Origin of the sequence: Plantibacter sp. MCCC 1A11337 (assembly GCF_013349365.1) — a bacterium.
GTDB lineage: Bacteria > Actinomycetota > Actinomycetes > Actinomycetales > Microbacteriaceae > Plantibacter > Plantibacter flavus_A.
Window position 1 is genome coordinate 251,223 of sequence record NZ_JABJWX010000004.1, and the last position, 12,181, is coordinate 263,403.

A 12,181-nucleotide genomic window follows, 5' to 3' on the forward strand; every position below is an offset into this window, starting at 1 on the left:
CCCCGATCACCCGACGTCGGGGCCCATGATCAGGCATCGACCCTGCGCAGCTTCGCGAGTGGGGCGAGTTCGCCGGGGAAGATGCGCTTGACGCCGTCACCCATGGCGGTCTCGATGACCCGGATGTCGCGGACGAGGTTCGAGAAACCGTGCGGTTCGAGCGACGCGGCGTGGTCCGAGCCCCACATGGCACGGTCGAGCGTGAGGTGGCGCTCCACCATCGTGGCTCCGAGGGCGACCGCGGCGAGGGAGATCTGCAGACCGGTCTCGTGGCCGGAGTACCCGATGGGCACACCGGGGTACCGGGCGGCGAGGCTGTCGATCATCCGGAGGTTCGCCTCTTCGGCGGGCAAGGGGTAGGTGGAGGTCGCGTGGAGGATCACCAGCGGCGAGCCCCGGAGGATCTCGACGGCGCGATCGATCTGCTCGAGCGTCGACATGCCGGTCGAGAGGATGATCGGCTTCCCGGTCGCGGCGAGACGGGTGAGGAGGCCCGAGTCGGTCACCGAGGCGGACGCGACCTTGTGGGCGCTGACGCCCAGGTCCTCGAGGAAGTCGACCGACGGTTCGTCCCACGGGGAGGCGAACCAGCTGAGGCCGCGCAGGGTGGCGTGGTCGCCGATCTCGATGTACTGCTCACGGTCGAACTCGACCCGGTAGCGGTAGTCGAGGTAGCTCATCTCACCCCACGGCGTCTGCCGCGGGACGTCGCGCATGTGCGTCGGCGTCGAGATCTCCGGCGTGCGCTTCTGGAACTTGACGGCTTGTGCGCCGGCGTCGGCGGCCACGTCGATGAGTCGCTTCGCGAGCTCCACGTCGCCGTTGTGGTTGAGACCGATCTCCCCGATGACGTACGCGGGAGCGCCGCCGCCGACGGGGATGCCGTCGATGCGCACGGGAGACGGCTGCGTCCGGCCGTCGAGGTCGGTGGTGTCGTTCGCGTCCTGGTGGATGCTCATGGTCGTGCTCCGTTCGATTGCAGCGTGGACAGCTTCAGGGGGTCGAGGGCCGCGCGTGCGCGTGCGGCGAGGACGAGGTCGGCGAGTTCGCGGACGGCGCCGTCGCCGCCTCGGCGTTCCAGGACGAGCCGGGAGACGGCACGCGCCTCCGGGTGCGCATCGGCGACGACGACCGGCCAGCCGACGATCTCGAGTGCCGGGATGTCGTTGACGTCGTTGCCGAGGTAGGCGATGCGGTCGAGTGGGACGCCCTTCGCCGCGGCCCAGTCGCGGAGCGCGGTCGCCTTGTCGGCGGAGCCGTACACGACGTCGACGCCGAGTTTGGCCGCGCGTGCGGCGACGATCGGGACCCGCTCGGTCGACAGGATCAGGAACGGCAGTCCGGCCTCGCGCAGCAGACGGACGCCGAGGCCGTCACCGCGATGGACGCTCACCCGTTCGACCCCGTCGGCGTCGATACTGGCGCGGTCGTCGGTGTGGACCCCGTCGAAGTCGGTGACGACGGCGTCGACGTCGAGGTGGTGCTCGGAACGCTCCGAGCCCGACGGGATGCCCAGCTGGCGTTCGGCGAGTCCGGCGATCGCCTCGGCGACGAGCAGATCCTCCGGTTCGTCGATGTCGAGCGCGGCGAAGGACCTGGTGACGGCCGGCGCGATCCGGCCGAAGAAGCGGTGCCCGGCTTCGAGGAAGCCGTCCGTGTCGAAGACGTAGAACGAGCCGGTCTCGCGGTACTGCGGGGCGCGGTCCTGCCGCCGGGGACGCTCGCGGTGGTCGTGGCCGATCCCTCGGGCACCCTTCGTCTTCTCCGTCCAGAGGAATCCGTGGTCGAGTACCGCGGCGAAGACGGAGTCCGCCCGCCCGGAGGAGACCAGCGCGACGGCGTCGTCGAGCGCTTCCACGTCGAGGAAGGGCGACGTCGCCTGCGCGAACACCGTCACGGGGGTCAGCTCACCGCGCTCCGCGAGGACACCGAGCGCGTGGAGGAGCGCGGCCTCGGAGGAGGTGCTGTCCTCGGCGAGTTCGGCCGGCCGGTCGATGACCTCGGCACCGGCGGCGACGGCGGCGGCGGCGAGGTCCGGGTGATCGGTCGTGACGACCACGCGCGAGACGCCACCCGACCGCAGCAGTCCTTCGACCGACCGTGCGATGAGGGTGCTCCCGCGGACCGTCCTGAGGTTCTTGCGGTGGATCCCCTTCGAACCGCCCCTGACCGGGACGATCGCCGTCGCGCCGTCGGTCTCCGGGTGCCTCCCGTGCGCTGCAGATGTCATCGATCCACGGTAGGAAGCGGCGGTGGACGCGAGGGGGACGGTGGGCGAACGGCTTCCGACGCCCTGGTGGCCATCCGGTGGCCGAGGAGCCCGGGCTCCGGATCTTCACACGTAGACTGTTCGGACCGCCGGGTTCCACCAGGCGGATCCGCGTTCGACGGTCATCCGTCCGGACCGCCAGCCTCGCCAGGGAGACCAGTGACCGTGACGCCGAGCACCCCCATCGCGCCAGCCGAGCTGCAACGGGCCCGCAGCATCCTCTCCGAGATCGTCGGTGCATACGACGCGAAGGTGGTCGGTCAGCAGGGCCTGCGCACCACCCTGCTCGCGGCACTCGTCTCGGGCGGACACGTCCTGCTCGAGAGTGTCCCAGGACTCGCGAAGACGACCGCGGCGGAATCGATCGCCCAAGCGGTGAACGCGTCGTTCAAACGCATCCAGTGCACCCCCGACCTGTTGCCGAGCGACATCATCGGCACGCAGATCTACGACGCCCGCACCGGTGCGTTCCAGACCCAGCTCGGTCCCGTGCACGCGAACTTCGTGCTCCTCGACGAGGTCAACCGGTCGAGCGCGAAGACCCAGAGCGCGATGCTCGAGGCGATGCAGGAACGCCAGACCTCCATCGGCGGCACGCACTATCCGTTGCCGAAGCCGTTCTTCGTGCTCGCCACGCAGAACCCCATCGAGCAGGAGGGCACGTACCACCTGCCCGAGGCGCAGCTCGACCGCTTCCTCCTCAAGGAGGTGCTCGACTACCCGACGATCGGCGAGGAGGCCGAGATCGTCCGTCGGGTGAACTCCGGGCTCTACGAGACCGACCAGGATCGCCCGGGGGTGAGCCTCGAGGACGTCCTGTTCCTGCAGTCCCTCGCCAAGCGGGTCTACCTCGATGCGTCGATCCTCAACTACATCGTCCAGACGGTCTACGTGACCCGCCATGCGAGCGACTACCTGCCGCCGAAGCTCGCGAGCTACATCGAGTACGGGGCGAGCCCGCGTGCCAGCATCGCGTTCAGCACCGTCGCGCGGGCGCTCGCGATCCTCGCCGGTCGGGACCACGTCATCCCCGAGGACGTCAAGGGCTACCGCCACCAGGTGCTGCGGCACCGCATCATCCTGAACTTCGAAGCCGCGGCCGACGACGTCTCGCCCGAGACGATCATCGACGCCGTCTTCGGAGCGGTCCAGGCACCGTAGGCCCGTGTCAGCCCCGCTGCTCCACCGGGTGAAGTCCAAACTCTTCATCCACGCCCACCGCCGCGTGCGGGGGATGCTCGACGGCGAGTACCGCTCGGTGTTCCAGGGCAGGAGCCTCGACTTCGACGACCTCCGCGAGTACACGCCGGGCGACGAGATCAAGGACATCGACTGGAAGGCGACGGCCCGACACGGCGCTCCACTCGTGAAGCGCTACATCGCCACGCGGAAACACCAGGTGCTGTTCGTCGTCGACACGGGTCGTGATCTCGCGGCGCTCGCCGAGGGCGGGAGCACCAAACGCGAGGTCGCCATCCTCGCGGTCGGCATCCTGGGGTACCTCGCGATCCGGCACGGCGACCTCGTCGGTCTCGTCGCCGGTGACGCCGCCGCACCGGAACTCGTCCGACCCGCCGGCACCGAATCGGCACTCGAGCGCCTGCTGCAGCACATCGACCGGCGTGCATCGCTCGCGGCACCCCAGAGCGATCTCGACGAGCTGCTCGGCTATGCGGCACGGTCCGTCAAGCAGCGCTGTCTGCTCGTGATCGTCTCGGACGACGAGGAGATCACGCCGAAGCGGTCGGAGATCCTCCGTCGACTGCACGTCCAGCACGAGGTGCTCTGGATCTCGGTCGGGGACGCCGACCTCATGCGCGCGGAGTACACCGGTCGGGCGATGGTCGACGTCGCCGACGAGCGGTCCCTGCCGGCCTTCATCCGGTCGGACGTCGCGCTCCGTCGCGAGTTCATCGAGGCCGTCACCAGCGCGACCGCCCGACACCTCGACCAGCTCGAGGAACTCGGCATCAGCGGTCAGCGCGTGACCGGGGCCGACGACGTCGTGCCCGTCCTCTTCCACCTCCTCGAGGCCCACCGACATGCCCGGCGATAACGGCTACTACGCTCCGGTCCAGTACACGCTGCTCTGGCCGGTGCTCGGACTCGTGCTCATCGCGCTCGTGATCGGGTGGTACGTCTGGATGCTCGCCCACGTGCGCCGTCGCGCGCGCGGGAGCGCTCCGCGTCCTGCTCCGCAGCCGTCTCCGACCGTCCTGCGCGATCGCTACCTCGCGCTCATCGGCGAGATCGAGCGCGAGCACGGGGACGGCGCCCTGAGCACGCGGCGCGCCCACCAACGGCTCGGCGCGATCCTCCGGATGTACGCGCACGAGTCCAGCGGCGTCCGTGCCCAGGTCATGACGCTCGCAGACCTCGATCGCGCCGGACTCGCGCCACTCAGTCGTGCCGTTTCGGCCTATTATCCGGTCGAGTTCCGCGAGGCCGAGACGGGCAGTGTCGCCGAGGCCGCCACGCTCGCCCGCCAGGTGGTGACGACGTGGAGCTGATCTACTGGTGGATGCCGCTCGTCTGGCTCCTCGCCGTGGCCGCGGTGGTCGCCGTCGTCGTCCTCGTGGCCCGCACCGGGCGGCGCCGGAAGGCGAACGCCGAGCCGCTGTGGGTCGCGCACTCCGAACGGCTCACCGCGCTCCCCGGATACCGCCGCGCACTGTCGCGGTACCGGCGCCTCATCATCGCGACGCTCGCCGCTCTCGGGGTGCTGCTGCTCGCCGGCACGGCTCTCGGATCCCGCGTGGTGAGCACGACGGTGTTCCAGCCCGAACTGCGCAACCGCGACATCGTGCTCTGCCTCGACGTGTCCGGGTCGATGACGGAGTACGACGCCGCGCTGGTCGGGGTGTTCGAGAAGCTCGTACAGCGGTTCGACGGTGAGCGGATCGCCCTGGTGCTGTTCAACGCGTCCGCGACCACGTACTTCCCGCTGACGAGCGACTACGACTACGTGGCCGCGCAGCTCGACCACCTCGTCGAGGACCTCACCTCGCCGGAGAGCGACTACGAGTACTGGAACGGCACGGATCTCGGGAACGGGTCGTCCCTCATCGGCGACGGTCTCGGGTCCTGCGTCATGCGGTTCGACCAGGTCGGCGAGGAACGGTCGCGCTCGATCGTGCTCGCGACCGACAACTACGTCGCCGGCGAGCCGATCCTCACGCTCAAGGAGGCCGGCGCCTATGCGAAGGCGCAGGACGTGACGGTGTACGGGATCAACCCCGGCGACGTCTCCAGCAAGGACTACCTCGACGACCTCGCCGCGGAGATGGACGAGGTCGTGACGTCCACCGGCGGGGACTACTACGCGCTCGCCGACCCCGGCGCGGTCGGCGGCATCGTCCAGCAGATCACGGCGGAGCAGACGAAGACGCTGAAGGGCGCCAAACAGCTCGTGCAGGTCGACGAGCCGTTCGTGTTCGTGCTGGTGGCGTTCGGCGGCCTCGCGGCGCTCATGCTGCTCGCCTGGAGGTTGCGCCGATGACCATCAACCCCGTTCTGCCGATCTGGGCCATCGCCGTGCTCGGCACCGTCCTCGCGGTCTTCGCCGTCTGGCAGTTCCTCGCCGGGGTGCGGCGGCCAGGAGCCTGGCACTGGATCGCCCGACTGGCCATGGTCGTCGTGCTCGTGATCATCGCCCTCCGACCGACCATTCCCGGCAACCATCGCCCGCCGTCCGCGATGGGCGACCTCGACGTCTACTTCGTCGTGGACACGACGAGCTCGATGGCCGCCGAGGACTGGCCGGACGGGACCGCGTCGGGGACGGACGAGAACGGGGCCCCGAAACCGCCGACCCGACTCGACGGGGCGAAGGCCGACATCACCGGCATCGCCGACCGGCTGGCCGGTGCGCGCTACGCGCTCGTGACGTTCGACGCCGTGGCCGTCCAGCGCATGCCCCTCACGACGGACGCGACGGCGCTCCGGTCGGCCGCGGAGGCGATGACGCAGGAGATCACCACCTACTCCCGCGGCAGCAGCATCGACGCGCCGGTGGAGTTCATGACCACGCTGCTGACCCAGGCCGAGGAGCAGGAACCGGGTCGGAACCGGATCATGTTCTACCTCGGTGACGGCGAGCAGACGAGTGGCGCGGCGCCCGGGTCGTTCGAGAGCATCGCACCGCTCATCGGCGGCGGTGGCGTGCTCGGCTACGGGACCGAGGCCGGCGGGACCATGCGCGAGTTCTCGGGATACCAGGACGGCAGCGTCCGTTACATCCAGGACTACTCGACCGGTGAGCCCGCCGTGTCCCGGCTGGATCCGGGCGCGCTCGAGACGATCGCGTCGCAGCTCGGCGTCGAAGCGGAGATCAGGACCCCGGGTGCGTCGCTCGACGACGCGCTCGACGGCCTCGCCGTCGGCGGCGTCACCGTCGAGGACGAGGTGGACATCCGGCGTACCGATGAGCTGTACTGGGTGTTCGCGCTCGGGTTCGGTGTGCTGCTCCTCACCGAGCTCCCCGGCCTGGTCGGCGCGCTGGGCGAGCTCCGACGGACGAAGGGTGGGCAGGCATGACCCTCTTCGACGACCGGACCCGGACCGACCGGCCCGACGACGCGCCGCGCAGCCCGGAGCCACGGCCACGGTTCGAGGAACCGCGGCGTCCGCCGCTGGCCCCTGCCGAGGTCAGCCGGTTGCGCCGTCGGCTGTTCTGGTGGTCCCTTCCGCTGGTCCTCGTCGCCCTCGTCGTCGGGGTCAAGTTCGTGAGTCTGCCGGTCGTCGCGCAGTCGGCGATCGCCGGGTACCGCGCCGAGGACTACTCCGGGGCGCAGTTGAGCGCGGGGCACCTCTTCACGGCGAACGTCGTCGAGCCGTGGATCGCCTGGTTCGACCGGGGCACCGCAGCCGCGGCCGGACAGGACTGGGTGCAGGGGACCGACGACCTCGGGAAGGCGCTCGAGCTCGCGCCGACGGAGGAGACCGCCTGCATCGTGCGGGTCAACCTGGCGCGCGCGTATGAGACCCAGGCCGACGAGTACGTGAAGGGCCAGTTCTTCCAGGGCGCCATCAACCTCTACGACACCGCGAAGCGCATCGTCGACGAGGGCGAGGGCTGCTTCGAGGGGGAGTCCCAGGAGCAGAACGAGGACCAGCAGGACCAGCAGGACCAGGGTGGCCAGGGGGATGAGGGCGATCAAGGTGGTCAGGACGACCAGGGTGAGCAAGGGGACCAAGGCGGTCAGGGCGACCAGGGCGACCAAGGGGACCAGGGTGACCAAGGCGGCCAGGGCGATCAGGGCGGAACCGGGCAGCAGCCCGACGTGATCGATCCGAAGGGCACGCCCGGAGAGAACCTGCAGGACACCGGCGATCGCATCGACCGCAAACGTCAGGATGCGACCGACCAGCGCGACCGGTCCGGCGGGCAGGGCCAGCAGGATCCTTCGAACGGGGGACAGGGCGACGGCGACTCGAGCGGCTCGAGCGGTACCGGTGACAGCGAGGTCGACGGGAAGGTCGACAAGTTGAAGGACGCCGGCCAGGACGCCCAGCAGGACAAGTCGACCGAGGACGCCAAGAACCGCGGTCGGAACAACGACAACGGGAACTTCGCCGATCGCCCCTGGTAGCGGTTCCGGGCTGCCTGCGTGTGACGGACTAGCATGGACAGGTGGTTACGCGCCTTTCGAATTACTTCCTCCGTACGCTCCGTGAAGACCCTTCCGACGCGGAGGTGACGAGTCACCGCCTGCTGGTGCGGGCGGGGTACATCCGACGCCAGGCGCCGGGTGTCTTCGCCTGGTTGCCGCTCGGGTTGCGGGTGAAGAACAAGATCGAGGCCATCGTCCGCGAGGAGATGGCGAACGCCGGCGCGTTCGAGGTGCACTTCCCCGCGCTCCTGCCGCGCGAGCCCTACGAGGTCACCGGCCGGTGGGAGGAGTACGGCGACGCCCTCTTCCGCCTGCACGACCGCAAGGGTGCCGACTACCTGCTGGCGCCGACACACGAGGAGGTCTTCACCCTGCTCGTGAAAGACCTGTACTCCTCCTACAAGGACCTGCCCCTGTCGATCTACCAGATCCAGGACAAGTACCGCGACGAGGCCCGGCCCCGGGCAGGTCTCCTGCGCGGTCGTGAGTTCACGATGAAGGACGCCTACTCGTTCGACGTGTCCGACGCCGGGCTCGACGCGAGCTACCAGGCGCAGCGCGACGCCTATGAGCGCATCTTCACGCGGCTCGGCCTGGAGTACGAGATCGTGCAGGCCGACGCCGGCGCGATGGGCGGTTCGCGCAGCGAGGAGTTCCTGCACCCCACCGCGGTCGGTGAGGACACCTTCGTGCGTTCGGCCGGCGGGTACGCCGCCAATGTCGAGGCCTACACCACCGAGGTCCCGGAGGCCCGCCCCATCGAGGGTCTGGCACCCGCGACGGTCTTCGATTCGCCGAACACCCCGACGATCTCGACGCTCGTCGACCTCGCCAACGAGCGGCACCCGCGCGACGACGGACGGGCCTGGACGGCCGCCGACACCCTCAAGAACGTCGTGCTGGCGCTGCGGCACCTCGACGGCACGCGCGAGATGGTCGTCATCGGCCTGCCGGGCGACCGCGACGTCGACCTCAAGCGCGTCGAGGTGGCCTTCAGCCCCGCGGAGGTGGAGGCCGCGACCGAAGCGGACTTCGCCGCGAACGCCGGGCTCGTCAAGGGCTACATCGGACCGTGGTCCCCGCAGGGGCCCGTCCTCGGTGAGGAGTCGGCGACGGAGATCCGGTACTTCCTCGACCCCCGGGTCGTCGACGGCACCGAGTGGATCACCGGCGCGAACGTCGATCAGCAGCACGTCTTCGGCCTCGTCGCCGGGCGGGACTTCACCGCCGACGGCTTCGTCGAGGCGGCGGAGGTCCGCGCCGGCGACCCCGCGCCCGACGGCTCCGGACCGGTCGAGCTCGCTCGGGGCATGGAGATCGGGCACGTCTTCCAGCTCGGGCGCAAGTACGCCGAGGCGCTCGGACTGAAGGTGCTCGACGAGAACGGCAAACTCGTCACGGTGACCATGGGCTCCTACGGCATCGGGATCACGCGCATCCTCGCGATCATCGCCGAGGGCAACAACGACGAGCGCGGTCTCATCTGGCCGAAGGCCGTCGCCCCGTTCGATGTGCACGTCGTCGCAGCAGGACGCGACGCGGCGATCTTCGAGGTGGCCGAGGAACTCGTGGCCTCGCTCGAGGCCCGAGGCAAGGACGTCCTCTACGACGACCGCACCGGCAAGGTGTCCCCGGGTGTCAAGTTCGGCGACGCCGAGCTGATCGGCGTGCCCGTCGTGGTGGTCGTCGGTCGCGAGGCCACCGAGGGCTTCGTCGAGCTCTGGGACCGGGCCGCCGGCACGAAGGACCGGGTCGCGATCGCCGACCTCGCCCTCTGAGCCACGAGAGCGCAGTAGCGGTCGTCATCCGGACGGGATGACGACCGTTACTGCGCTCTCGTGCTGAGGCGGTAGCCGGCCCCGCGGACCGTCGCGATGGCGTCCTTGCCGATCTTGTTCCGGAGATACCGCACGTAGACGTCGACGACGTTCGAACCGGGATCGAAGTCGTAGCCCCAGACCCGGCTGAGGAGTTCCTCACGGCTGAGGATCTGGTCCGGGTGGCGGAAGAACTCCTCGGCGAGGGCGAACTCGCGGGTGGACAGCTCGACCGGCACCCCGTCGACGAGGACGCGTCGTTCGCGCAGCTCGAGCTCCAGATGACCGACCGACAACCGTTCCTGGACGGCGGTGGTCGACGCCGGAGCCCGCTCGGCCAGGCGCCGGCGGATCCTGGCCAGGAGCTCCTCGAACCGGAAGGGCTTCGACATGTAGTCGTTCGCTCCGCCGTCGAGGCCCGCCACGAGGTCTCGCGCGGAATCACGGGCGGTCAGGATGATGACGGGGAGCTCGCTGCCGTCGTCGCGGAGCCGTCTGAGCACCTCGAAGCCGTCGACGCCGGGGAGTCCGATGTCGAGGACGAGCAGGTCGAAGTCGCCGCTCTCCGCCAGCTCGACGACCTGCGAGCCGTCGACCGTCACGTCCGCCGTGTGTCCGGCGGCACGCAGGCCCTTGCTCACGAAGGCGGAGATCCGCGTCTCGTCCTCGGCGACCAGGATCCGGCTCATGCGTGGTCCTCCGGCGCACTCCGCCGAGCCGAGGTGTCGACGAGGTCCGGGAAGTCGTCCTCAGGGGACGGTGCTCGCGAGCGTGACGGTTCGTCGTTCGCGGGGCGTGCAACGCCGGGTGTCGGTCCGGCCTGCATCGCCGCGGTCGTCTGTGCCTCAGCGGCATCCTGAGCAGCCTGCGCCTCTCGCAGCGCGATCGCCTGGGCCATCGCGCTGCGGGGGATCGCCGCAGTCTCGTCCGGGTCGAGGTCGAGGTCAGCGTCGGACCCCTCGTCGTCGTCCGCCACCGCGAGCGGCAGTCGGATGCTGAAGAGCGAGCCGGCCTGCTGCGTGTCCTCGACCTCGGCCCATCCGCCGTGTGCCGCGGCGATCGCCTGCACGATCGACAGGCCGAGGCCGGAGCCGGCGACACCCCGTCCACCGCTCACCCGGGTGAACCGGTCGAAGATGCGTTCGCGGAGCGCCTCCGGCACCCCGGGCCCGTCGTCGGCGACGGAGAGCACGAGCGCCGGGTCGTCCGACTCGTCGAACCGGCTCGAGATCACGATCGTCGACCCGGCCGGGGAGTACTTCGCGGCGTTGTCCGCGAGCTGCAGCCAGGCCTGGGCCAGGCGCCCGGCGTCGACGTCCGCGGTGAGTGCGGCCTGCTCGCCCAGGGTCCACTCGTGTTCGGGCGAGATCGCCGTGGCCTTCTCATGGACCGAGGCGGTGAACGCCTCGATGTCGACCGGCTCCCGGTCGAGGGTCGACGCGAGTCCGGCCGTCGAGAGCTCCGTGATGTCGGCGACGAGGGAGCTCATCCGGTCGAGTTCGTCGAGGGCGAGGTCCCGGGTGGCGGCCACCTCCGCAGGGTCGGACGGATCGAGGAGCTCGAGGTGTCCTCGCACGATGGTCAACGGCGTCTTCAGCTCGTGGCCGACGTCGTCGAGCAGCTGGCGTTGACTGGTGAAGGCCTCGTCGAGCCGGTCCAGCATGCCGTTCACGGTCGTGGTGAGCTCCGAGACGTCGTCGCGACCGACGACCGGGATCCGCTCGTCGAGGTCCGACTCGGTGATGCGGGCCGCAGCGTCCCGTAGCAGCCGGATGGGGTGGAGCAGTCCGCCCGCGAGCTGCCAGCCGACGAGGCCGAGCAGGAGCAGGCACACCACGGCGACCACGATCTCGACGGCGAGGATGCCTCGGGACTCCGCGAGTGCCGCGTGCACGTCCGTGGCGATGACGACGTGGGCCGTACTCGGGTCGCCGACGACCTGCACCGGGATGATCGCGTACCGCACGGTGCGGTCACCGGTGGCCTCACCCGTGACGACGCCGCGGGACGCGCGGGCCGTGATGGTGTCGAGCAGCCGCGGGTCGTCGTCCAGCCGGAAGGCGGACGGGGCGCTGGGCGCGACCGTCGAGCCGTCGGTGCGCACGCCGACGGCGGTCTCGTCCTCGGCGAAGATCCAGCGTCGCATCACGGCGTCGACGGCCGCGTCGCTCGTCGCCGGGGCGTCGGCGGAGTCGCCCGAACCGACCACCATGAAGGCGATGAGCTCGGCGCTGTGCTCCAGGCGGGCGTCGATGGTCGCGAGGGTCTGCTGCCGGCCGAGCGTGTAGGTGGAGACGCCCACGAGCGTCATCGCGAGCGTCGTCGCGAGCAGGATCGCGACGAGGATCCTCACCCTCGTGCTCCGCATGACGTTCCGCAGCTCGCCCAAGACCATTGGCCAATCATGTCACCCGCTCCGAGACGCGGTCGAGCCGGGGCGGCACCCCTCGAGGACGCGCGGCCGCTTCCCAGCTGAGTGGATG

At 70.1% G+C, this 12,181-nt stretch carries 11 protein-coding genes; 7 read left to right on the plus strand and 4 right to left on the minus strand.

Annotated elements, in window-relative coordinates; all coding sequences use genetic code 11:
• Positions 1-29: 29 nt before the first annotated feature.
• Entirely contained in the window at positions 30-959 is a 930-nt protein-coding gene (locus HOW07_RS15840; protein WP_175117799.1) for an N-acetylneuraminate synthase family protein, read from the minus strand.
• Positions 956-2,230, minus strand: coding sequence for an acylneuraminate cytidylyltransferase (locus HOW07_RS15845; RefSeq protein WP_175117800.1), 1,275 nt, complete (start codon positions 2,228-2,230; stop codon positions 956-958). The genes HOW07_RS15840 and HOW07_RS15845 overlap by 4 nt, the downstream gene beginning before the upstream one ends.
• Positions 2,231-2,428: 198 nt before the next feature.
• Between HOW07_RS15845 and HOW07_RS15850 the strand changes: the two genes are divergently transcribed.
• The 7 genes from HOW07_RS15850 to HOW07_RS15880 are packed head-to-tail and all read left to right on the plus strand — an operon-like array spanning position 2,429 to position 9,659.
• Positions 2,429-3,430 (plus strand): MoxR family ATPase, encoded by a 1,002-nt coding sequence (locus HOW07_RS15850; RefSeq protein WP_064295340.1) that lies wholly within the window; start codon positions 2,429-2,431, stop codon positions 3,428-3,430.
• Positions 3,431-3,434: 4 nt separating this feature from the next.
• Positions 3,435-4,325, plus strand: coding sequence for a DUF58 domain-containing protein (locus HOW07_RS15855; RefSeq protein ID WP_240555483.1), 891 nt, complete (start codon positions 3,435-3,437; stop codon positions 4,323-4,325).
• On the plus strand, positions 4,312-4,779 hold the full coding sequence (locus HOW07_RS15860) for a hypothetical protein (protein ID WP_079002737.1): 468 nt from the start codon (positions 4,312-4,314) through the stop codon (positions 4,777-4,779). Before HOW07_RS15855 ends, HOW07_RS15860 begins: the two co-directional genes overlap by 14 nt.
• Positions 4,770-5,768 carry a VWA domain-containing protein gene (locus tag HOW07_RS15865; protein WP_121291789.1) on the plus strand — a complete coding sequence of 333 codons (999 nt, stop codon included), beginning with the start codon at positions 4,770-4,772 and terminating at the stop codon, positions 5,766-5,768. The genes HOW07_RS15860 and HOW07_RS15865 overlap by 10 nt, the downstream gene beginning before the upstream one ends.
• Positions 5,765-6,805, plus strand: coding sequence for a VWA domain-containing protein (locus HOW07_RS15870; RefSeq protein ID WP_175117801.1), 1,041 nt, complete (start codon positions 5,765-5,767; stop codon positions 6,803-6,805). Before HOW07_RS15865 ends, HOW07_RS15870 begins: the two co-directional genes overlap by 4 nt.
• Positions 6,802-7,860 (plus strand): hypothetical protein, encoded by a 1,059-nt coding sequence (locus HOW07_RS15875; protein ID WP_158596601.1) that lies wholly within the window; start codon positions 6,802-6,804, stop codon positions 7,858-7,860. Before HOW07_RS15870 ends, HOW07_RS15875 begins: the two co-directional genes overlap by 4 nt.
• Positions 7,861-7,901: 41 nt before the next feature.
• A complete protein-coding gene (locus HOW07_RS15880; RefSeq protein WP_175117802.1) occupies positions 7,902-9,659 on the plus strand; it encodes a proline--tRNA ligase in 1,758 nt (585 codons plus the stop codon).
• A gap of 47 nt (positions 9,660-9,706) precedes the next feature.
• On the opposite strand, the gene HOW07_RS15885 is transcribed toward HOW07_RS15880, so the two are convergent.
• Both HOW07_RS15885 and HOW07_RS15890 read right to left on the minus strand, forming a co-directional pair.
• Positions 9,707-10,387: a response regulator transcription factor gene (locus HOW07_RS15885; RefSeq protein WP_064295346.1), complete on the minus strand. Its 681-nt coding sequence runs from the start codon at positions 10,385-10,387 to the stop codon at positions 9,707-9,709.
• Complete coding sequence (locus HOW07_RS15890) at positions 10,384-12,093, minus strand: HAMP domain-containing sensor histidine kinase (RefSeq protein WP_175117803.1); 1,710 nt, start codon at positions 12,091-12,093, stop codon at positions 10,384-10,386. The genes HOW07_RS15885 and HOW07_RS15890 overlap by 4 nt, the downstream gene beginning before the upstream one ends.
• Positions 12,094-12,181: the final 88 nt, after the last annotated feature.